The sequence below is a fragment of the Pseudomonas capeferrum genome (assembly GCF_013523055.1).
Taxonomy (GTDB): domain Bacteria; phylum Pseudomonadota; class Gammaproteobacteria; order Pseudomonadales; family Pseudomonadaceae; genus Aquipseudomonas; species Aquipseudomonas capeferrum_A.
On record NZ_JAAMQM010000004.1, the window covers coordinates 59,819 to 81,030 of the forward strand.

The window sequence follows — 21,212 nt, forward strand, 5'->3', positions numbered from 1 at the left end:
CACCAAGCCCCCCACCGCCCAGCCAAGCTGAACGAACTGACTGGTTGAAATCAGCACCTTTATCCCCGGAGTCGTGAAAAATGAAAGCAATAGGTTTGACCCTCCGAATGAGCGCCGTTGCCGCGTTGATAACGTTGTCGGGAGTCAGTCCTTGGGCATCGGCTCAAGATAGCGAACGCGCAACGATCTCAGTCAGTCCAGGTATTGCTGATATCACCAGTCTCGACCCGCATCGTGCCTCACTGATCGGTGATAAAGGCATCGTCGCCGAGATGTTCAATGCGTTGGTACGGTTCCCCCCAGGCAGTTCAGATCCAGCCGCGCTGGAAGCGGATCTCGCTGAGCGCTGGGAATCGTCTGATGACAAAAAGGTTTGGACTTTCTTCCTCCGCAAAGGGGTGATGTTCCATGGTGGTTATGGCGAGCTAAAGGCTGCCGACGTGGTTTACTCCCTGCAAAGGGCAGCAGACCCGAAGCGCTCCAGCTTTTCAGCCAACTTTACTGCTCTGGAGAAAGTTGAGGCACTGGACGACTACACGGTCAAGGTAACCCTTAAATATCCGGATACTGCATTCCTTGGCCGGGTATCGAACTACCACGGCGGTCAGATCGTCAGTAAGGCCGCAGCGGAGAAGCTGGGTGAGCGTTATGGCCAAGCGCCAATCGGAACTGGCCCATTCGCTTTCTCGGAGCACATCACCCAGCAGTATGTGAAATTGGTGGCCAACGACCAGTATTTTCGCGGGAAGCCAAAGCTTGGCGCGATTGTTTACAGGATGATCCCTTCTGATAGCGCTCGCGAGTTGGCTTTTGCCTCCGATGAGCTTGATCTGATGCTCGGCAAGCGCGAGCAGCGCTGGGTCGAGCGCAGCAGGGCTCGTGGTGTGACCGTAGACGTTTTTGAGCCTGCCGAATTCCGTACTCTCTTTCTTAACCGAAATATCAAGCCATTAGACGACGTCAAGGTTCGGCAAGCTATCGCTGCGTCGGTCAACATCAATGAGATCATTCGCTACGCGGGTAAAGATGTAGCCGATGGCGGATGCTCCATCATACCCAATGGCTACCAGGGGCTTGATTGCAGTGTCGGGCCATACGCTTACGATCCTGCGCACGCGAAAGCCTTGTTGGCCAGCGCGGGTTATCCCAACGGGTTAAAACTCAAATCGGTTGTTTCCAACGCAGCCCCGCAATTGCCGATCATGGAGATTATCCAAGCACAGCTGGCCAAGGCAGGTGTCACCTTGGAAATGGAAGTGGTGGATCACGCGACTTACCAGGCCAAAAGCCGTCAAGACCAGAGCGCGATCGTGTTTTACGGTGCTGCTCGATACCCGGGCGCCGACTACTGGCTGACAGAGTTTTACGATTCGGCGTCTGCCATCGGCGCACCCGCTGCAATGTCGAATTTCGGACATTGCTCAGTAGCTGACGATGCCATCCGCAAAGCCAGGGTCGAGGCTGATCCGCAGACTCAACTCGAATTGTGGAAAAAGGCGCAGGTTCAGATTCACGACGACGTATGCGCCATCCCTTTGTTTGGTCTGAAACAGGTCTGGGCTAAAGCTGCCAGCGTGGATTATGGGTATGTCCTCCACGGTGCTCTAAATTTGCAGCCGCCAGTCACCGAGCTCACTACGGTCAAACGGGATGAGCAGTAAATGACTGCCCAATTTGATGTGATCATCATTGGCGGGGGCATGGTTGGGGCCGCGATTGGCTACGGTCTCGCAGGTGGTAAGCGCCGTATTCTGATGCTGGACGGAGCTGACACCGATTACCGCGCCGCCAAGGCTAATTTTGGTCTGGTGTGGGCTCATGGCAAAGGGATGCGAGACCCAGGCTATCAGCGCCTCTCACTTAACGCAGCTAAGGCGTGGCCCAGTTTCGCCTCGCAGCTTGAGGAAGAAAGCGGCATCTCACTGGACTACGAGCAGAAGGGGGGCTTGAACTTCTGCCTCAGTGACGATGAGTTCGATGCTCGGGCGAAGGCGATGGATGCCTGGAATAGGCAAACACCAGAACTCGCTCCTTCAGCCCACATGATAGATCGAGCTGAACTGCTGCGTCGATTTCCAACAATGAAGATTGGCAAGGCCGTTGTCGGTGCGAGTTTCGGCGAGTTCGATGGCCATGCGAATCCGCTTCGGTTGCTTGCCGCAATGCAAAAGGCCTTCATGGCCCGTGGCGGGCAGCTCCAGAACAATCGCCCAGTCACGAACATACGACGCCTATCTGGCGGGGGCTTTGAGGTTCAGTCAGGCGAGTACCGCGCGCAGTGTGAGCGAATCGTCATTGCGGCTGGGTTGGGGTGCGCAGCACTTGGGCCAATGGTGGGTCTGAACGTGCCTATCCGCCCGCAGCGGGGCCAGCTCCTGGTTACTGAGCGCCTTGCGCCGCTACTTCCAGTCCCCGGGAGCGGATTGCGGCAAACAGCGGAAGGCACGGTGATGATTGGCGTTACGCAGGAAGAGGTAGGGTTTGACCTCGCGACCACTACCGAAGGCGCTGCGCGGATTACTCGCAAGGCGTTGAAGATTCTTCCGGATCTTGCACAGGCCAAATTAGTTCGCCAATGGTCTTGTCTCCGGATTATGACGCCCGATGGAAATCCTGTGTATGCGAGGTCGTTGACCCACCCCGGTGCAGAGATCGCCACATGCCACTCGGGTGTGACCTTGGCGTCCTTTCACGCCAATGAGTACGCGAAAGCATTCGACGCAAAATCGATCCCCGCTGATTTAGAGATTTTCCATTATGGACGTTTCGATCTTCAAAAAACTTCCTGAACTGCACGCCATAACGATCACGATTTATGTGGATGGCGTACCAGTGATGGCTGAGCAAGGTGAAACGGTAGCGGCGGTGTTGCTGAGGCAAAGCACTGCAGTTAACCGAACCTCCCCAGTGAAAGGAAGCCCGCGCGCGCCCTATTGCATGATGGGTGTCTGCTTCGACTGTCTTGCAGTAGTGGATGGGAATGCCTCAACCCAAACTTGTTTAGTGACAGTCAAAGATGGAATGCGCGTTGAGCGGCAGTATGGCCGCCGGAGTGTAGTGTCGTGAGCCGAACGTTTGATGTGATTATCGTCGGTGCTGGGCCTGCCGGCATGAGTGCTGCCGTTGTTCTTAGCGAGCATGGCCTCCAGGTGCTCGTGGTGGATGAGCAGCCCGCACCAGGTGGGCAAATCTGGCGTGCTGTTGAAACCATCGCGCACACTGCCACCGGCGACATCTTGGGTGCCGAGTACAAATCCGGTGCAGAGCTGGTACAGCGGTTCCGTGCATGCGGTGCAAAGTACGAACCCAACACTCAGATGTGGAAAATTGAGCCTGGCTGGACAGTGTTCATCAAGAGTAATGGTGTAGCTGAGGCCGTTGGTGCCCGTCAGGTGTTACTCGCTACCGGTGCCCAGGAGCGCCCAGCGCCATTTCCAGGATGGACGTTGCCAGGTGTCCTCACGGTAGGTGCCGCTCAGATCCTTCTGAAAACGTCTCGCCAGATTCCTGCAGAGCCTGTTTGGGTCGTTGGCAGTGGGCCGTTACCCCTGCTGTACATGGCACAACTTATTCGAGCGGGAGGCAAGGTCGCAGGCTGGCTTGATACAACGCCTCCAGGCGGTTGGCGACGCGCGCTTCCATGGGCGAGCTCGATGGTCGCTGAGTTCAAGGAAGTCAGTAAGGGCCTTGCATGGCTGCATGAAATCCGTCGCTCGGGAGCCCGTCGAATCAAAGGCGTGAAAGAGCTGCGAGCCCTGGGTGATGGCAGGCTTGAGCAGCTCCAATTCAGGCTCAAAAGTGGGGAACTCTGCACAGTGCCGGCGAGCGTTCTCCTGTCCCACGAAGGGGTAATACCTTCTATCCACATTACCCAATCGCTGGGCTGCAAACACAGCTGGAGTGCACAGCAAAGATGCCTCGTCCCAGATCTTGATGAATGGGGCGAGACCGATCAACCGGGCATTTTCGTTGCGGGTGACGGCGCTGGAATCGGCGGTGCCAAGGCTGCGTGTGTCAGGGGTGAGCTGGCAGCAATCGGCATGGCTAAACGCGCCGGTCGTATGGCCGCAGACGCAGTGTCGAAGCACACAGATGCGTTGAACCGTCGCCTCCAGACTTTGCTACGTCTGCGGCCAATGCTGGACTCGATGTATCCCCCTCGCGAGAGCATCTACACCCCGTCCGACGAAACAGTGGTCTGTCGTTGTGAGGAGTTGACGGCGGGGGATATTCGTAAAGCCTGCGCAATAGCCCAGCCAGGCGTCAATCAGCTTAAGGCGTTTACGCGTGCGGGCATGGGCCCCTGCCAAGGACGGCAATGCGGCTACACCATTGCGAGCATCGTTGCAGCCGAGCAACAAAAAGCAGTTGAGGATGTTGGTTTCTACCGGATCCGCCCCCCCCTTAAACCAATAACACTTGGGGAACTGGCCTCACTTGATGTGGAGGAAAAATAGCCATGATTCATAACTTAAAAAACCTGATGAGGCCGCCGCGTACAGGCATGCCACTGGCACCTATACGACTGAATACAATCGACACGGCGTCAACGTCTGAGCTGACCATCTTGGGAGAGCAGTCATGATTCAGTTTGCGATTAAGCGACTGATGCTCGCTATCCCGACTTTGCTGGCGATGTTGACCGCTGTCTTTGTACTCGTTCGTCTGGTACCGGGTGATCCGGCTGCTGTCATGCTAGGTGACCAGGCGAGTGCAGAATCTTTGGCAGCTATGCGCGAGCAACTGGGCCTAAATCAACCAATCGCCATGCAGTACATCCACTTCCTCGGCGACATGCTCACGGGGAATTTCGGGGCCTCCATGACCAGCGGCAAAACGGTGCTGCAGGAGGTGTCCCTGGTTCTGCCGTGGACGCTGCAATTGACGTTTGCATCCGTTCTGATTGGCCTCGTGTTTGGTCTGCCCCTTGGGGTTTGGGCGGCGCTTCGTCGCAACGCTTGGCCAGACTACGTTGGCCGCATTCTGTCGCTGACTGGGTTGTCGTTCCCCGCGTTTGTCTCTGCCATGTTGATGCTCTTGGTTTTCGCCATCCATTTCCGGTGGTTCCCAGTGATCGGAAGCCTGGTAGACGGAGGTTTTGTCTCCCAACTCCACGCCCTGACGCTGCCTGCATTGAACCTGGGTCTGATCATGACGGCGTATGTAATGCGCGTTACGCGCTCCTCGATGATCAGCGTGCTCGGTGAGGACTACATCCGCACGGCCAAAGCCAAAGGTGTTCGTCCTATGCGATTGGTGTTGAGGCATGGGCTGCGTAATGCACTGATCCCGATTGTCACCGTAGTAGGCCTGTATTTTGGGACGCTCATCGGCAACTCCGTCCTAACCGAAATCGTGTTTAACCGCCCTGGTCTGGGGAAATTGATTCTGGGTGCGCTCAACACCCGAGATTACACCCTGCTCCAAGGGCTGATGGTCGTCTTCGCACTGTGTGTGATCGTCGTAAACATCATCACCGACATCGTTTATGGGTTGGTTGATCCTCGGGTGAAAATCAAATGACTACTCTCACTGCACCACTCGTAGCCAAGCCCACGACACTTTGGCACGCCTTGTTTCAGAATCGTCTTTCCTGGATTGGGATTGGCCTTCTGGTGATGATCGTTCTGGTCGCATTGTTCGCACCACTCATTGCGCCATATGACCCACTGCAGCAAAACATCGCTTATCGGTTGGAACCGCCATCTGCGGAGTTTTGGCTGGGCACAGACACCTACGGTCGGGATGTGCTGTCTCGCCTGATTTACGGAACACGTGTGTCGCTGCTCGTTGGTTTTGTTGCCGTAATGATTGCGATGGTTGTTGGCTCTGCGCTCGGGGTGATCGCCGGGTATGTCGGGGGCATGACAGACCGCCTCATCACCGGCTTTGTTGATGTGCTGCTGTCGTTTCCGACGCTCCTGCTTGGGCTCATGGTTGCCGCCATGCTCGGCGCGAGTCTTGAAAACCTCATCATTGCTATCGCCATCACCGAGATCGCACCTTTTGTTCGTATCGCCCGGGCTCCGACCATCGCACTCAAACAACGCGATTTCGTCGAGGCTGGACGTTCGTTGGGGTATGGCCCTGGTCGACTGATGACTGTGCATATCTTGCCCAACATGATCTCGGAAGTTCTCGTACTCGGTGCTCTGTGGATGGCGACGGCCATTCGCACAGAAGCTTCGCTGAGCTTCATCGGCTTGGGTGTCCCACCACCCGCCCCGACGTGGGGGAGCATGATCAGGGAAGGTTTTGAGAACATCTTGGACGCGTGGTGGCTTACGGTATTCCCAAGCCTCGCAATTCTGCTGACCGTGCTTGCGTTGAGCCTGCTGGGTGACGCATTGCGTGATGCAAACGATCCTAAGACTCGTTCGGAGCGCTCATGAATACTCTTAGTGCAGTTCAGGCAAACCGTGATAAGCCCGGAGCAAGCATGAGTGAGGCCTCATCTATGAACGGATCGCTTCCGTTGAACCAAGAAACTGTTCTGGAAGTTACAGGGCTGAACGTCGCATTCCGGCGAGGCGGTGGCTGGTCTCCAGTCGTCAAAGACCTCAGCTTTCGTGTGGCGCGAGGCGAGACGCTGGCGATCGTGGGTGAATCAGGCTCTGGGAAAAGTGTTTCAGCTATGTCCATCTTGGGACTGCTTCCAGCTAATACGTCGCAGGTGACCGGAAGCATCCGGCTGCAGGGCCAGGAATTGCTAAGCCTGCCTGAGCAGGAGATGGCGGATATCCGTGGAAATCGGATTGCGATGATCTTCCAGGAACCAATGACTTCGCTGAATCCGGTCATTACCATCGGTGAACAGATCGCTGAGCCACTGCGGTTACACCGAGGGCTTGATGCGACCCAGGCAAAAGAAGAAGCGCTGAAACTGATGGAGCGGGTTCGCATCCCCGCTGCCCAGGAGCGTTACGACGACTACCCGCATCAGTTCTCGGGAGGAATGCGTCAGCGCGTCATGATCGCGATGGCGTTGGCTTGCAATCCTGCAGTGTTAATCGCCGACGAGCCGACCACAGCCCTTGATGTGACCATCCAGGCGCAAATCCTGGAGTTGATCAAGGAATTGCAGGCGCAAGAGCACATGGCGGTGGTGTTCATCACTCATGATATGGGCGTGGTTGCCCAGATAGCAGATCGTACATTGGTCATGTATCGCGGCGACCTAGTAGAAACGGCCTCTACATCGGAGATTTTTTCGGCTCCACAGAAGCCGTATACAAAAGCGTTGTTGTCTGCGGTGCCCGAGCTCGGATCAATGGCAGCTGAACCAGCGCCTAAGCCATTTCCGATCTATGACATGGCCGCCGGGAAAAACGTCCCTGCACCCAATATGAAAGACAGTGTGCGTAATACAAAGCCTTACCTCTTGGAGGTGTCTGGCCTGACAACTCGGTTTGATGTGCGGTCTGGGTTTTTCAAGCGAGTCACTGGCCGAGTGCATGCGGTCGAAAACGTCAGTTTCAATCTTAGCCAAGGTGAAACGCTTGCGATTGTTGGCGAGTCCGGGTGCGGTAAATCGACGACTGGACGACTCATCACGGGGCTCCTTGATCCAACCCATGGGTCAGTCAAGTTGGAGGGTGTCGAGCTCGGGTCTATCACGCCAATGGAGCGTGCCAGGAAGATCCAGATGGTCTTCCAGGATCCTTATTCGAGCCTGAATCCACGACAGACTGTAGCTCAATCGATCATTGAGCCGCTCAGAGTGCATGGGCTTTACGATACCAAGCGATGTGAAGAGGTCGCCATTGAGTTGCTCGTAAAAGTGGGGCTGCCCGCCGATGCTGCTTGGCGCTTGCCGCACGAGTTCTCTGGCGGGCAGCGTCAACGTGTGTGCATCGCTCGGGCTCTGGCGTTGAGACCAGGCACGATTGTCGCTGACGAGGCGGTTTCGGCCTTGGATGTATCGGTAAAAGTCCAAATTGTGAATCTGTTGCTCGAATTGCAACAGGAGCTTGGCTTGGGCTTCATATTCATTAGCCATGACATGGCAGTAGTTGAGCGTGTGAGCCACCGAGTGGCGGTGATGTACATGGGGGAAATAGTCGAGATTGGGCCTCGGGCTGCAATCTTTAACGATCCTAAACATCCCTACACACGCCGTTTGATTGACGCAGTACCTATTCCTGACCCTGCACGAAAGCAGGTGCAGCGAGTGTCTGCCGGTACTTTGAGAACTCCGTATAAAGCGCATGATTTCATTCCTCCGGCACGGGTGTATCACCAAGCCGGGGAAGGTCACTTTTACATGGAGCCCGAAGGCGAATGGTGCTGAGTCTGAGCTAGCGGTTCAGGTCTTATCATCATCAAGTAACGAAATGCAGTGCTGTTTCACGGTGTTTGTTTTGAGAGCCGGGACGGCACTGCTTCACCTGGGATTTGGAAATGCAGTCATACAAAGTAGGTATTATCGGAGCTGGTGGCATTGGCCTTGCTTACGCGGCATGGACTGCAAATCGTGGTAACGGCGTCACGATTTGGAATGGGCGCTCCTCGGATCAGCCTTCGTTGGGACGCCTCAAGTTGCATGCAACGGGTGTGTTCGAAGGAAGTGTGGACGTTGATAGAGTCAACAACCCTGAGGACACGGTTTCAGCGGCTGACGTGGTAATTATCTGCTTGCCTGTGAATGCGCACCGACAGGCAATTGATGCTGCGCTCCCAAGCTTGAGAAACGGCCAGACTGTTATCGTAAGTTCAATGGGCTCGTTGTCGGCGCTTTATCTTCGGGAGCGCGCGCGAGACATGGGTGTAGATCTTGTCGTCGCCAGTTTTGGCACAACAGCACTTACCGCGCGAAGGGTTTCGGAGGACAAAGTCAATATCATGGTGCGCCGCCCATCGCTGGGCGTATCCTGCTTGCCAGCTTCAAAAATTGAAGATGCGCAGCGTGTATGTAGTGATTTATTCGGTAGTGATTTTGTAGTGGATGAAAACCCACTGATGTCGACATTGAATAATACCAATGCCGTTTTCCACGCTCCGCTTGCTATCCTTAACTGGACGCGCATCGAACGAAAAGAAAGCTGGCCTCAATACCATTACATGACATCATATGTGTGCAAAGTCATTGCGCAGCTTGACGCTGAACGATTGAATTTGGCTTCTACTTTCGGATGGCAGCTTAAGACTTTGGGGCAGAAGCTGAAACAGTCATTCGGTATCCAGGCCGAAGATTTGAAAGAAATTGCGGAAGAACTCCACCAGAAGAGGGGTGGGCCGCCCGGGCCTATTGAAGTAAACACCCGATACATCTCCGAAGACGTGCCATACGGTTTGGAATTCACTTTGGCGTTGGGGCGTATAGCCAATGTACCGATGCCGGTCACCCAGAGCATTGTTGCAATGTCGGCCCTACTGCTGCCAGATGGCTTCTCTAACGAAAACGACCTGGTTGAAGGACTGAAGCTTGAGTCCGAGTCCCTGGAAGGTCTATTGGCTCGTGTAGCTGCAGCGTAAGCTGATACCTGACGTAATGCAGGGCGATAGTCTGAGCGGGGAGTGGCTGATGTCCATGGCAGATATTTATGGCATGGAATCGCCACTGATATTTTCCCCGCTCAGCGGTGGATCCATCAGATTAGCTTATAGGGTGCGTGCACATTTTTATTTTATTCCGTCGGTGGATAATGCCAGAATTGAGACCTGTGATGCGGTGCGGTCACATGATGCTCACATCATTGTCGCCTCTTGCTCTCGTTCTCACCCTTAGATACAGGGGCAAGATGATTTAATCCTTTGTACTTTTCCTTGAGCCCCACGCGGCTCAAGGATTTTTTTCGTTTTCGAGAAAAAGTTAATGTACGTTACACTGCCGTAGTGAGTGCATAACATGTCACGCTCCCAGTTGCTCTTGGTACTCTGTGCTCAAACCCTCATGCTAGCGGCATTTCAAGGGTTGAAACTAGCAGCGCCTCTGTACGCGCTTTCGATAGGCGTGAGTGACGGAGCGGTAGGGGCGCTTGTGGCACTGTTCGCCGCAAGCCAGATATTTCTTGCCATCCCAATTGGACGTTATGCCGACAAAAAGGGGCTGCACGCTCCAATGGCTTATGCTGCAGTGGGATCCGGTGGAATGCTATTCTTGGGGGGCTTGCATCCGGAAATAGTGATAATTTCAGTGGTTGCCGTTGCGTTGGGAGCTGCAAACTGCGTCACTTTGATTGTCATGCAGCGTCACGTCGGGCGGGCTGATCTAAGCGATGAATCCCGTCGGAACTATTTTGGCTGGCTTGCGATATCGCCCGCTTTATCAAGTTCCTTGGGCCCATTGGCTGCCGGGCTCATCATAGATTTACTGGCTCCAGCCAAAGGCGATTATGTCGCTTTCCAGTATTGTTTTGCATTTTTGGCACTTTTATCATGTTCATCTTGGTTATTCACCCGTAAGGTAATCGCGACGCGCAGTGTAAGCATACCAAGTGAGCCTAAAGCGCCTGCCTGGAATCTTTTGAAGTCTGCAAATTTCAGGGGTATTTTGTTTGTAAACTGGCTTCAATCTACGGTTTGGGATGTGCATTCTTTTATTGTGCCTGTTATAGGTTTTAAGGCCGGCTACAGCGCTTCAACCATAGGGATCATATTGGGCGGTTTTGCTCTTGCGGCAGCGGCGATTAGGTTGGTCTTGCCAATTCTGAGTAAGCGTTTTTCAGAAAAACAAATAATTGCTTGCTCGTGCATAGTGGCAGTCATTGTCTTCTCGCTTTACCCATTTGCACACACCCCGCTGATAATGTTTGCGTGCTCTACTGTACTGGGCGCAGCATTAGGATGTGTTCAACCTATGATATTGACGATGTTAGTTCAAGTAACTCCATTGCATCGTCAGGGTGAGGCATTTGGAATCAGGCTTACGGCACTTAACGCATCAAACTTTCTTGTGCCAATAGTCGCCGGTTCGTTTAGCGGGTTGGTCGGCTTGAGCAGTGTTTTCTGGATGGTATCGGCTCTGATGATCCTGGGAATTCCCAAGATTCGCAATATTCAGATTCGTTGAGTTCTGATGTGAGTCGCGACAGCGCTGTATCCCGACTGACCTGGAGCTCGATGGTTGGCAAAGTAGTTCGATAACGCTCGCCTTCGGTTTCCCACTGCGGGATAGACAGGCAGCTGTTATGGCACATGCCTTGTCTGTTTTGAGGGGGATGGAGGAGTAATCGTTGATCGCTTGGTCATCGTCAAATGCGATTTGCTCCAGGTGGCTCCATCGACAGTTTCGAGGAGCCACCTTCAATCAGCGTGGATCAGCACTCGATCAGATTGACTGCTAACCCGCCCCGCGATGTCTCCTTGTACTTGTCGTGCATGTCAGCACCAGTGTCTCGCATTGTCCGAATCACATGATCGAGGGAGATAAAATGCTCACCGTCTCCGCGAAGCGCCATCTGCGCCGCGTTGATCGCTTTAACTGCCGCGATGGCATTGCGCTCGATGCACGGAACCTGGACAAGGCCTCCCACCGGATCACATGTCAGCCCCAGATTGTGCTCAAGGCCAATCTCTGCAGCATTTTCAACCTGCTCAGGGGTTGCCCCCAAGATCTCGGAAAGGCCTGCAGCGGCCATTGCACAGGCCGAGCCGACTTCGCCTTGGCAGCCGACCTCTGCACCCGAAATAGACGCGTTTTTCTTGCACAAGATCCCGACAGCGGCGCAGCTCAAGAAGTAGCGAATGACGTCGTCGTCGCACGCCTCAGGGTTGAATTTCATGTAGTAATGCAGCACCGCCGGGACAATTCCTGCTGCCCCGTTTGTAGGCGCCGTCACCATCCTCCCGCCAGCGGCATTCTCTTCATTCACCGCCATTGCAAACAGGTTCACCCACTCCATCGCGCTCATGGTGGAGACGATGACGTTGGGCTTCTCAAGGGCCAACAGGCTTTGATGGAGCCGACGAGCCCGTCGGCGGACTTGCAGCCCTCCAGGCAAAATGCCTTGTTCCTCCAACCCCTTTTCAACGCACGCCTCCATAGCGGCCCAGATCTTAAGAATCTCAGCTCTGATCTGAGCTTCTGTACGCCAGGCTTTCTCGTTTTCCATCATCAGTTGCGAGACGCTTAGCCCATGCTCCTTACAAAGCCTGAGCAGTTGTGCACCGCTGGAGAAGTCATACGGCAAAACGGTTTGATCGGCGTCGAGCACGCCGCTCGCCGCTTGGTTGGCGTCGACTACGAACCCGCCACCTACGGAGTAGTAGGTCTGCTCAAAAAGCTTCCCGTTCGCGCCATACGCGCACAGGGTCATGCCGTTGGGGTGGTAGGGAAGGCTTTCATCGAGCATAAGCATGTCTCGCTCCCATATGAATTCGACGGGCTGCTGATCCCCCAAGCTGAGGATCGAGGTGTTACGAAGAGCATCTATGCGCGCGCCGATTTGGGAGGGATCAATTTGATCAGGCCATTCGCCCATCAGACCCATCACGGTCGCACGATCACTCGCATGGCCAATGCCGGTTGCCGAGAGCGAGCCATAAAGGCGCACCTCAACCCGTTCAGTCCTGTCCAAAATCTGCGAAGCACGCAATTCGTCTATGAACAACGCACCTGCGCGCATCGGGCCAACCGTGTGAGAGCTGGAAGGGCCAATACCAATTTTGAACATGTCGAACACACTGATCGCCATAGCAAATCACCTCCGAAAATTTCATCGAGGGGATATCAGTTTTCCCCTTTGCTTGATGGTTATCTTTGGCTGTCAGGGAGCTGGGGACAAACGATCCTTCCTACCCAATGCATTAGCAGGACTCCTCAATGAGCCGAATCGTAAACGCTCAAATGCATGCCTCACTTCAGGTGTTTGCTTGCGCGGCGCGACATTTGTCGTTCACGCGGTGTGCGGATGAACTGCATGTGACGCCTGGGGCAATCAGCCAGCAGATCCGACACTTGGAAGAGCGCCTGGGCTTTGCGTTGTTTCACAGAGTCGGGAGAGGTTTGGAGTTGACGGCTGAAGGTCAGCGTCTGGCATCTGTTGCCAATGAGGTACACAGTCGGATCAACGAGGAGCTGAGGATCCTGCATTCGGGGCGGATTGGTGGTGTCTTCAAGCTTAGGTGCATCCCCTCATTCCTCAGCAAATGGCTAATGCCTCGTTTGCCAGAGCTGCAAGCTGACTATCCCGACATGGAACTGCGAGTTGTCGCCGAGGACAGCAGTGGATCCCTGCGCGACGATGACTTCGATTTGGCTATCGACCTTAATGACGGCAGCTACCCGGATTGCTTACGACTCCGTTGCTGGAGGAGGAGTTGTTTCCAGTTTGCTCCCCTGCGTTGTTGATAGGAAAGCCACCCTTGGACTCGCCCTCACAACTGGTGCACTACCCGTTGCTGCACGACATAACGGCTTGGCGAGGTAGCTATGAACATGCGGAGTGGGAGTTTTATCTGTCAGCTATAGGAGCGTCTGGAATCGATGTCCGACGAGGCCACACCTTCAACCGAAATCATCTGACGATTGAGGCTGCAAGGATGGGAATGGGCGTAGCGATTGCACGGAAAGCGCTCATCACCGATGAGCTGGAACAGGGGTCATTGATCGTCCCTTTTGGGCATCCGATTGCAGCAAGGAAAAAGTATGTGCTGGCTTACCGAGAGGGTGCATTGAATACCCCTTCTCGAAGAGCGGTGCACGATTGGTTGGTGGCCCAGGCTAGCAACGTATGAAGATCATGGCCCATTCTCAGGAGCTGATACGACCCAGCGTAAACAGGAGCAATCGAAGAAGGTTAATTGACCATAGGCCGCAACTGTCCCTGACACATTCGCACTGTCGTGTAGGTTATAGGGCAGGGGAGCGAATCTCAGTTTACTTCGTGCTCGCCGCGAGGGATGGCTGAAGTCTGAAAGGAGAGCGGCCATCGTCTGGTAGCGCCCTCCAACCCTGGTATCCCTCCATCACTTTGTAGGTGCTCGATTTCGCAGCGCAGGCTGTCAATGAGATCGGCTGCAGGTCTACCGGTCTGCTCGCTCAAGGTAAGGGTCAGCATGGTCGATGGACTCAAGTGCATCGTGGCCGACTTAATCTTGGAGAAGCATGCAGTTCGGCGGACGAATGGCCCTGGCCGATGCGAAATTGCGGGTAAAAGAAAGCCCGCTGCTAGGCGGGCAAGGTCTATCACACGTAGGGGTAACTCAAGACTGCTCTAGCCGGCGTGAAAATAAGGTGAAAGCTGAGCCCGACAATTCCGGGGGCATTTGTAACCAGCATCTCTCCGCAGCAAAGGGTGTGAGCGCGGGAGCGGGGCATACCCATTATTATTTTCTTTCACTTTGGTGTAGCGACTGGCTGAAGACAGAATGTACTCTTAGCCGATCAACCATTTAGGAAGCTATCAAATGTCGCGCCTCGCAGAATACCGTCGCCTTGAGCAGCAGCTCGCTCAGCAGCTCGCAGAGCTGGAAGCCATGAAAAGTGATGGCGCTATCCAGGCTGAAATGGACTTTGAAAAAAAACTCCGTGCTCTGCTTGGTGAGTACGGCTACAGCCTACGCGAAGTGATCAGCATTCTGGATCCACAAGCTCGTGGCCGTCAGCGTGCTCCCGCAAGCTCAGAAAAATCTTCCCGCAAGCCAAGAGAAGTGAAGGTCTATAAGAACCCACATAATGGCGAATTGGTGCAGACCAAGGGTGGCAACCACGCAGTCCTGAAGGCCTGGAAAGCGGAGCATGGCGCCGAGGTCGTAGAATCCTGGCGTCAGTAAGCGCAGCATCTTGACGAGATGATGGCCCTCAAAAGGGATCCCCATTTTGTAAGTGCGCGGCGCTAAAATCTCACGGCTAGTTGCTGAGGTCGGGGATCCGAGCTACACCTTCAAAAAGACCGCTGGCTGGCGGTCTTTTAGTTGACGGTCACATTCCGTGCCTCGCTGTTTCTAGAGTGGCGTGAGCGCCGTCCAACGTTGACTGAAGAGCGTAATCACCAGAATTATTGGTTCAACCGCGCTCGAGACTTACACGCAGCAGCGGGAGCAATCTGGTATGCAATGAATGCCGATAATGATGCCAAGGTCGCCCAGGATTTAGGTTTAGGCCATGGATTCAGCATGAGCATCGCCTGTGGGTCGGTTTACCATATGTTGTGTGGTCAATCCTTAGAGGTGGTCATGAAGGCGGCTTTGGTTAGTCGTGACCAGAGCCCTCCTCAAACACACAGTCTGAATGACCTCGCTGATCTTTTGGGGGTTAATCGCTCGAAAGAAGAAAAGAGATTATTGGCGTTTTATGAAGAGTCTGTATGGTGGGCGGGGCGATACCCAATTCCGAAGAAAGCTAACGACAAAATGATCCGGGACTTTTGGAAGCTTTCAAGTAATGTGCTCACTAAGCCCAAAAAAATGGATGGTTTATCTTTTGTTGAGGCAAGCGGGGCTACTGACTGGGGAAAATACGATTCGCTTTGGTTGAAGTACGCAGAATTGTTCGATCACAAATTCGGCAGCTGACTTTTCAGTGGGATTATTGTCTGTCTGTAGTATGGGATTTGCAACTTTCCCGAGCGCCAAAATTACTCTGGGAAACATTGATGTGAATTAGTCAGTGAGGCGAAAGATTGGTGTAGTAAATGCTCTACAGGAGGCCGGGCTCTGCCCGGCCTCCTGTAGAGCGGAAATTCAGTGTGACCCCGATCATCTGTACTATTAGGCCGTCTGTCAATGTAAAAAGTCAACTAGAAGCCTTTCTATGCATTCTCCAAAGCTCTGCAGTGATTCGGCATGTCGTGGACTGATAATAGCCTTGGAGCGATTCCAAGTGATGCGGGTGGCTGACCGAGGCTACGTGATCAATCGCGCTCCCTTGGAGATGAGCAGGTCGCTGCTTCGGGCTCGAAGAGGCCGCCTATCATCGTCTGGGAGGGTACCATCGACGTATGGTCGCTGCCGGCGATCTGATGCTAGTGTTCAAGCCCCAACCGACACCTCTTCATGCAGGGAAAGCCATGCGATCACTCGGTATCCGCGCTGAGCCTAAAAAGGCGACGTTCGTCATCTACGACGATGAAGCGAAGCAAATCTTGAACGTCGAATCTTTGATCATCCCCCAGATCCTGAACAAGCCAGAGCAGCTCAAATTTGCTCGTCACAGCATTCTCGACATCCTACGGGAGTACCATGTCGACGTAGCTGGCATCCGGGTGGCAGAGGGCAACTCTCAAAACCAAGATGCTGACCGGCTCTACCTAGAGGCCGTGTTCATGGAGTCGTTCGCAAGCAGCAGCATCAAAAGCTACTTTGTCGGGCGCAAAACCAGCATTGGCGCACGCCTGGGGATCACCGCGACAGAATTCGCCTCGATCGTAAAATGTGAGACCCAGCTTGAGGACGTCGAAGGTTGGCCGCCTGGAAAGGCTGCGGCAGTTCGTGAGGCCATCCTTGTTGCTGTAGGAGCCTCCCGATGATTCCTTATCAAGCGGCTCAGGTGTCGTTCAGGAAGCAGCAGCGCATCGGCGAAAACGGTGAGAACTCTGAGGTGTATGTCGTCCATGACGAACACTTGGATGCCGAGCTCGTGATCAAGCAGGTGAAGACCGATGGCTTCAACGAAGAGCGTTTCTTGCTTGAGGCCCAGCTGCTGTACAAGAGCATCCACCCCTACGTTGTGCAGGTGCTGTACGCCTGCAAAGACACCCAGCACATCTACATCGCCATGCCGTACTACAGCAGGGGATCGCTGCACCAGGTTGCTGAGGAAGAAGGCCTGACCTGTAGGCAGCTAATACGCTACGCCATCCAGTTCCTGAGTGGTCTCAACAACATTCACTCCAAGGGGCTGCTTCATTTCGACATCAAGCCAGACAACATCTTGATTTCCGACACCGATGAGGCACTGCTGTCAGATTTTGGCTTCGCCAAGAATATGGACATCGATGGATATGCCACCCCTGAAGCTACATATCGCTTCCATCTACCTCCCGAAAGCGCGCTGACCCGTGATTTCAACAACAGCGCAGACATCTACCAGGTAGGCTTGACCCTATACCGTTTGCTGGTGGGGCTGGACTCTCTGCAGCAGCAGCTAGGCGCTTTCACGACCGGTGCAGAATTGGCGCGGGCTCAGCGCCTGGAAACCTATCCGGATTTGGCACAAATTCCTCGTCATGTGCCAAAAAAACTCAAGAGCATCATCAAGAAGTGCTTGAGGTACGAGCCTGACTCGCGCTATCAATCAGTAATGGATCTACTGAATGACCTGTCGTCCATCGAGGATTTGGGCCTGGATTGGCGCTTCTCCACCGATGGTAACGTCCGACGTTGGGAAAGCATTTCGTCGGATGGCACAGGTCTTTTGGTAGAGGTGGCCGATAATGGTCAATGTACGTCCCAGAAAAAGACTGTTTCCGGCGCTTATCGCAGGAAACCTGGTCTTTGCGGAGACAACGTAACCCCGGAGCGGATTCATGAAATCCTCATGTCATCAGAGTGGTAAGCCGGCAGGCAGGAAAGATGGGGATGGTTACCTGACCAGATCCCAGATTTCCACAGGACGCAGCCAGACAAGCTCTGGACGCGTTCGATCGTCTGTTCCGCTGGTAGATGTGGATGACCTGCTGGGCGAGTCCCGAGTCATCTATCACCGTCGATAGCTCACCAAGGCCCGCGTGTTTATCACCTGCGGGCCTCTCTCCTACGTCCATCCCATCGCCATAACTCGCCCTTGCTTGATCGTTTCTCCCCGAAGGGACTTCCGATGGGCAGAGTCGTTATTTTTTGGCCTCCAGGGGCGGGACGGCTGGCCGAGGCTCAGTTTCTACCGAAGCAGTTTGTTGGTTGTCGCCCTTGAACATGCCTTCAAGGCCGCCATCATTCTGGAATTTCGAGTAGAGGGTGAAGAAACCGAAGATGGTCACCGCTACGATTGCTGAGCAAACACCGCCGAGAAAGTGGTTGCCGATGACCTTATAGAAGGGGGGCTTGAGCTGATCGATTTTGCCTGAGAGGTTAGGCTCGATCTGGTTCATGCGAGTCATGACTTCGTTGGTCATGATGGTGCCCCGCATCTCCTCTCCAAGCGCCTCAAGCGTAATATCGATGAAGTTCTTGGCCATCTGTTCAGCTTGGCTGCGATACATCCCTATCTGTTGTGGGGTGCACGCCACCTTTTTGAAGGCTTGATGATTGTCCTGCGGGTGGGCCTGGAGCCACTCGATCTTGTGGCGCTTGTACAGCGAGTAGGCCAGCATCCCCAGGAAGTCATCAGGCGTTTCAACGAGCTGACTAAAAACGTCTAGCGAATCAGTGCTTTGCGCAAAAACCGAATCCTTCACACCCGCCTGAGAATGCGAGGTGCCGGAGTCGGTTTCTTGATTGGACGCAGGTTGCGAGATGTCGGTGATCTTGCTGGAAGACGGTGCTGACAAGGTCTTTCAGCCGAAGTCAGCGCGCTAGGCGCCCGAATGCCTTTTTCATCAGGCCATTGATCGTGTCCTGGGACAGCTTGGAAGAACGCGCGGTCACGGCTTTTGTGGCACCAGATGCGAGCATTCTGTTGCTCTGCTTGATGAGCGCGATCGATACGTTTGGCATCTAGACCTCCTGATCCAGAATGGCTACTTCCCGTCGTGAAAGCTATCTAGAGCCTTCCGTTGATCATTTTTGATCAGCGACGGAAGCAGTGTCAAGGTTTATAGGGGTTTGGATAGCCTCGGGTCGGTGCGTATTAAGGCGAAGCCGGCGTTTCACTCGCTAACACCAGCCTTTTAGTTGGTTAAGTTGCGCTTGTGTGCGTGCAAGGCTGTAGCGCGCTAATCAGTAGCTTGAGCCATTAGCTTGAGCGAGAGGCATGCGTGCAGGGGTTGCGTTTTGTACGGTTGACGCCGTACATTGTACGTAAATCGCCGTACGTTGGGTGTGGCGTACCTTGCATGCTTGGGAGTCTCAATGGACATCAAAGATCAACGGCTCGAAATGCGCGTATCTCAGCAACAACTCGACGACCTTGATGAGATTCGCCATTCACTCGACTCGTCCTACATCCCTAGTCGCTCAGACGTGGCCCGCACCTTCATCTCAAACGGAATCGAGAGATTTAAGCGCGGAGGTGATGAATCACCAGAGTCGCTTCCTCTGGGCGAGCGTCTTAGCCTATTTTTTCAGATCTCTCAGTATGAGATGTTCCAGAATGAACCGCCTCGAGGTTCGTCAAGTGATCGAGCCAACAGAATCAGACAAGGCGACATAGTTAAAACAATATATCTGCGGCAGTTTTTCTGGTTTTTTGAACTCGATGCAAATGCCCTCAGAAAACTCAGCGGTGAACTTCAGAGTGACCACGTGCTTGCGTTGATAAATAAAGCCCCGAATGCACAGACAGTTAAAAATTTGAATTACGTCGCTGATTTGTTGGAAATGTTCAGATCCATTGACAGGTGCATGGATGGCGATAGCGGTGGAGATTCGACTGACGTTATCCAGAAGCTTAGTAAGCGTAATAGTGTACCGCTGAGTTTTTCGGGCTTTGAAGAGTCATCTGGGCAGCTAAATGAAATGGCTGCAGTGGCCTTGTGGCTAAACGCAGATGATAGAAAACGCTCCCCTAGTACGATGTGGAACAACAGGCATGACACGGAAGTGTATACGCGGCTTCTGACAGTTTATCGAGAGCACATGAAACGTGACTCTAGGCTTACTCTCGACACTCTTCAAGATATTATGTTGGATCGAAGCCTGGGTTGATCTTGCAGCCCTCTTCTGACTCTGTCTTCTTCTTGAGGAGACAGAGCCGCGAGAAAGGGCTCCTTAGGAAGGGCGACGTAGCGGGTGGACAAGGGTGGTGATCCCTTTTTCGACTACTACCGGCTCGGAGCATCAAATGGCAAGCCCTATCGGTATAGGGTAGTGCCTGTCCTAGATCTGTGCAGATCCATCATCAAGTGCATTGTTGATCCTGCGCTTAAGGTCGTCAGCAAAAGCTCTAACGACGCACATGGCCTCACGAACCTCTTCCACCGTGAGGTCAATCGGCTCGTCCCTTCAATCTTGGCGTTAGGATGGACTATGTCATGACGCTTGCCGCAGATACGAGCGATTGGGGCAACCCCTTGAGCCCAGAGCGCTTCAGATTGAGCATTTACAGGCTGCTTCTTTCCCAACTATAACGCTCTGTCAGTGAGGCTTTGCTTTCTGGGTAACCTGGGACGCAGCGAGGCTCCAGCCACGAGAAAGGGACGTCAGGGAATGGCCGCAAAAATCATAATCTCCGAAGCGTATTGTGTGGAGCTTGAGGACATCGTTTCCATTTCAGAAGCGCGCAGAGCGTACTTCTCACTGCCCGCACCAAGGGCCCGCTTCACCTTCCAGTGCTCGTACGCCGAATGCCTGGCTCTGAAGAAGCCACCCACGATTACCGGGGTAAATTACGCAAGCCTCCCGGAGGATACGTACAGGGCAGCGCATTTTCGTGACCGTGGTGTGGGTCATGTTGAGGGTTGCCCTTGGCAAGATGACGAGCCTGCTGCAGGCGATGGTGATCAGGATGGCGAGGCTTCCGCCAAGGATCGAGAGGCCAAACGAAAACTTCATGATTTCATTGATGAGTTTGACGGAACATCTGTCAAACCGAAGGCGGAATCCGGCGTCGCGGTGGATGCCGGTACCGAGGCTGCTACACGCCAAGGGCAGGGTTGCCGAGGCGTTGCAAAGGGTAATTCCTTTACCAATAGAAACCGCACGAGCAGTTTCGTACGACTGGTCGAATACTATCGCAATGCATACAAGGATCTCAGCACGAGCGAGTTTTTCGCTCTCCGTCTGAAGGTTGCCGGTGAAGGCGAGATGCCGCTCACGTCCTACTTCCCCAACGTGTCGAAAGCCAATCCAGATCTGCCTCCCCGAGTGATCCAGGGAGGGGCTAGGCTGGAACCGCGCAAGGGTAGAGGGTTCATGATGTGGTTCATCGGTCGTGTCGAGGGCAAAGGTGTCTACCTTCGAGTGACCAGCGAGGAGATGGATAATTACCGTTTTCGAGGCTTCTTCAACGACACTCTCGCTCAGGAGGACGCTGACTATTTTCGAGTGTTCGGCTTGGGGCGCCTGGTGCTCTCCGATACCGGCAAAAGCTACAGGCTTGAAGTCGAAGACCTCAATCACCTGACAATTTTTGCAGCGAAGAAACAGCAGCCAACGCCTGGGTTTGACTCGCGGACTCGTGATGAAACCGACGCATGAACTCGCGCCAGGAAGATACTCGGCTTCGCTAGGCTGAC

18 protein-coding genes and 1 pseudogene are annotated in these 21,212 nt (G+C 54.0%); 16 read left to right on the forward strand and 3 right to left on the reverse strand.

Going from position 1 to position 21,212, the window contains the following annotated elements; translation table 11 throughout:
• Window positions 1-80: 80 nt before the first annotated feature.
• The 9 genes from G7009_RS05850 to G7009_RS05890 all read left to right on the forward strand — a co-directional run bounded on the left by G7009_RS05850 (window position 81) and on the right by G7009_RS05890 (window position 11,011).
• Window positions 81-1,661 carry an ABC transporter substrate-binding protein gene (locus G7009_RS05850; protein ID WP_181128989.1) on the forward strand — a complete coding sequence of 527 codons (1,581 nt, stop codon included), beginning with the start codon at window positions 81-83 and terminating at the stop codon, window positions 1,659-1,661.
• On the forward strand, window positions 1,662-2,789 hold the full coding sequence (locus G7009_RS05855) for an NAD(P)/FAD-dependent oxidoreductase (RefSeq protein ID WP_176393922.1): 1,128 nt from the start codon (window positions 1,662-1,664) through the stop codon (window positions 2,787-2,789).
• Window positions 2,758-3,066: a (2Fe-2S)-binding protein gene (locus G7009_RS05860; RefSeq protein ID WP_197686809.1), complete on the forward strand. Its 309-nt coding sequence runs from the start codon at window positions 2,758-2,760 to the stop codon at window positions 3,064-3,066. The genes G7009_RS05855 and G7009_RS05860 overlap by 32 nt, the downstream gene beginning before the upstream one ends.
• On the forward strand, window positions 3,063-4,457 hold the full coding sequence (locus G7009_RS28010; RefSeq protein ID WP_086978715.1) for an NAD(P)/FAD-dependent oxidoreductase: 1,395 nt from the start codon (window positions 3,063-3,065) through the stop codon (window positions 4,455-4,457). The genes G7009_RS05860 and G7009_RS28010 overlap by 4 nt, the downstream gene beginning before the upstream one ends.
• Before the next feature lie 124 nt (window positions 4,458-4,581).
• A complete protein-coding gene (locus G7009_RS05870; protein ID WP_086978714.1) occupies window positions 4,582-5,523 on the forward strand; it encodes an ABC transporter permease in 942 nt (313 codons plus the stop codon).
• Window positions 5,520-6,392 carry an ABC transporter permease gene (locus G7009_RS05875; protein ID WP_086978713.1) on the forward strand — a complete coding sequence of 291 codons (873 nt, stop codon included), beginning with the start codon at window positions 5,520-5,522 and terminating at the stop codon, window positions 6,390-6,392. The genes G7009_RS05870 and G7009_RS05875 overlap by 4 nt, the downstream gene beginning before the upstream one ends.
• Window positions 6,393-6,439: 47 nt before the next feature.
• Window positions 6,440-8,290 carry an ABC transporter ATP-binding protein gene (locus G7009_RS05880; RefSeq protein ID WP_258197876.1) on the forward strand — a complete coding sequence of 617 codons (1,851 nt, stop codon included), beginning with the start codon at window positions 6,440-6,442 and terminating at the stop codon, window positions 8,288-8,290.
• A gap of 110 nt (window positions 8,291-8,400) precedes the next feature.
• The gene (locus tag G7009_RS05885; protein ID WP_258197877.1) at window positions 8,401-9,474 is read left to right on the forward strand and encodes an NAD/NADP octopine/nopaline dehydrogenase family protein; all 1,074 of its coding nucleotides are present in this window, start codon (window positions 8,401-8,403) and stop codon (window positions 9,472-9,474) included.
• Between the two features lie 373 nt (window positions 9,475-9,847).
• A complete protein-coding gene (locus tag G7009_RS05890) occupies window positions 9,848-11,011 on the forward strand; it encodes an MFS transporter (RefSeq protein WP_086978711.1) in 1,164 nt (387 codons plus the stop codon).
• Window positions 11,012-11,258: 247 nt separating this feature from the next.
• Here G7009_RS05890 and G7009_RS05895 read toward each other — a convergent pair whose 3' ends face one another.
• The gene (locus G7009_RS05895) at window positions 11,259-12,635 is read right to left on the reverse strand and encodes an L-serine ammonia-lyase (protein ID WP_086978710.1); all 1,377 of its coding nucleotides are present in this window, start codon (window positions 12,633-12,635) and stop codon (window positions 11,259-11,261) included.
• Between the two features lie 128 nt (window positions 12,636-12,763).
• Here G7009_RS05895 and G7009_RS05900 point away from each other — a divergent pair.
• From G7009_RS05900 to G7009_RS05920, 5 genes and pseudogenes are all read left to right on the forward strand, one after another.
• Window positions 12,764-13,677 (forward strand): annotated as a pseudogene (locus tag G7009_RS05900) (LysR substrate-binding domain-containing protein).
• 672 nt (window positions 13,678-14,349) lie between these two features.
• Window positions 14,350-14,715 carry a histone-like nucleoid-structuring protein, MvaT/MvaU family gene (locus tag G7009_RS05905; protein WP_086978709.1) on the forward strand — a complete coding sequence of 122 codons (366 nt, stop codon included), beginning with the start codon at window positions 14,350-14,352 and terminating at the stop codon, window positions 14,713-14,715.
• 141 nt (window positions 14,716-14,856) lie between these two features.
• Window positions 14,857-15,456, forward strand: a complete 600-nt coding sequence (locus G7009_RS05910; RefSeq protein WP_254912533.1) for a HEPN domain-containing protein — start codon at window positions 14,857-14,859, stop codon at window positions 15,454-15,456.
• 425 nt (window positions 15,457-15,881) lie between these two features.
• On the forward strand, window positions 15,882-16,409 hold the full coding sequence (locus G7009_RS05915; protein ID WP_258197878.1) for a hypothetical protein: 528 nt from the start codon (window positions 15,882-15,884) through the stop codon (window positions 16,407-16,409).
• Window positions 16,406-17,437 carry a serine/threonine-protein kinase gene (locus G7009_RS05920; RefSeq protein WP_086978708.1) on the forward strand — a complete coding sequence of 344 codons (1,032 nt, stop codon included), beginning with the start codon at window positions 16,406-16,408 and terminating at the stop codon, window positions 17,435-17,437. Before G7009_RS05915 ends, G7009_RS05920 begins: the two co-directional genes overlap by 4 nt.
• A gap of 274 nt (window positions 17,438-17,711) precedes the next feature.
• Here G7009_RS05920 and G7009_RS05925 read toward each other — a convergent pair whose 3' ends face one another.
• Window positions 17,712-18,368, reverse strand: coding sequence for a hypothetical protein (locus G7009_RS05925; RefSeq protein ID WP_140388182.1), 657 nt, complete (start codon window positions 18,366-18,368; stop codon window positions 17,712-17,714).
• A gap of 16 nt (window positions 18,369-18,384) precedes the next feature.
• On the reverse strand, window positions 18,385-18,534 hold the full coding sequence (locus G7009_RS05930; RefSeq protein WP_162597400.1) for a hypothetical protein: 150 nt from the start codon (window positions 18,532-18,534) through the stop codon (window positions 18,385-18,387).
• A 354-nt stretch (window positions 18,535-18,888) separates the two neighbouring features.
• Here G7009_RS05930 and G7009_RS05935 point away from each other — a divergent pair, with 354 nt between their 5' ends.
• Window positions 18,889-19,683: a YfbU family protein gene (locus tag G7009_RS05935; protein WP_181128991.1), complete on the forward strand. Its 795-nt coding sequence runs from the start codon at window positions 18,889-18,891 to the stop codon at window positions 19,681-19,683.
• 501 nt (window positions 19,684-20,184) lie between these two features.
• Window positions 20,185-21,174 carry an ATPase gene (locus tag G7009_RS05940; RefSeq protein ID WP_181128992.1) on the forward strand — a complete coding sequence of 330 codons (990 nt, stop codon included), beginning with the start codon at window positions 20,185-20,187 and terminating at the stop codon, window positions 21,172-21,174.
• The last annotated feature ends 38 nt before the right edge of the window (window positions 21,175-21,212 follow it).

What these genes read in the sequence shown, in the direction of transcription:
- G7009_RS05870 (WP_086978714.1), top strand. Translation starts at nt 4,582, where the DNA reads ATGATTCAGTTTGCGATTAAGCGACTGATGCTCGCTATCCCGACTTTG.
- G7009_RS05915 (WP_258197878.1), top strand. Translation starts at nt 15,882, where the DNA reads ATGGTCGCTGCCGGCGATCTGATGCTAGTGTTCAAGCCCCAACCGACA.
- G7009_RS05940 (WP_181128992.1), top strand. Translation starts at nt 20,185, where the DNA reads ATGGCCGCAAAAATCATAATCTCCGAAGCGTATTGTGTGGAGCTTGAG.
- G7009_RS05920 (WP_086978708.1), top strand. Translation starts at nt 16,406, where the DNA reads ATGATTCCTTATCAAGCGGCTCAGGTGTCGTTCAGGAAGCAGCAGCGC.
- G7009_RS05860 (WP_197686809.1), top strand. Translation starts at nt 2,758, where the DNA reads ATGGACGTTTCGATCTTCAAAAAACTTCCTGAACTGCACGCCATAACG.
- G7009_RS05875 (WP_086978713.1), top strand. Translation starts at nt 5,520, where the DNA reads ATGACTACTCTCACTGCACCACTCGTAGCCAAGCCCACGACACTTTGG.
- G7009_RS05935 (WP_181128991.1), top strand. Translation starts at nt 18,889, where the DNA reads ATGGACATCAAAGATCAACGGCTCGAAATGCGCGTATCTCAGCAACAA.
- G7009_RS05890 (WP_086978711.1), top strand. Translation starts at nt 9,848, where the DNA reads ATGTCACGCTCCCAGTTGCTCTTGGTACTCTGTGCTCAAACCCTCATG.
- G7009_RS05885 (WP_258197877.1), top strand. Translation starts at nt 8,401, where the DNA reads ATGCAGTCATACAAAGTAGGTATTATCGGAGCTGGTGGCATTGGCCTT.
- G7009_RS05905 (WP_086978709.1), top strand. Translation starts at nt 14,350, where the DNA reads ATGTCGCGCCTCGCAGAATACCGTCGCCTTGAGCAGCAGCTCGCTCAG.
- G7009_RS05895 (WP_086978710.1), bottom strand. Translation starts at nt 12,635, where the DNA reads ATGGCGATCAGTGTGTTCGACATGTTCAAAATTGGTATTGGCCCTTCC.
- G7009_RS05880 (WP_258197876.1), top strand. Translation starts at nt 6,440, where the DNA reads ATGAGTGAGGCCTCATCTATGAACGGATCGCTTCCGTTGAACCAAGAA.
- G7009_RS05855 (WP_176393922.1), top strand. Translation starts at nt 1,662, where the DNA reads ATGACTGCCCAATTTGATGTGATCATCATTGGCGGGGGCATGGTTGGG.
- G7009_RS05930 (WP_162597400.1), bottom strand. Translation starts at nt 18,534, where the DNA reads ATGCCAAACGTATCGATCGCGCTCATCAAGCAGAGCAACAGAATGCTC.
- G7009_RS05850 (WP_181128989.1), top strand. Translation starts at nt 81, where the DNA reads ATGAAAGCAATAGGTTTGACCCTCCGAATGAGCGCCGTTGCCGCGTTG.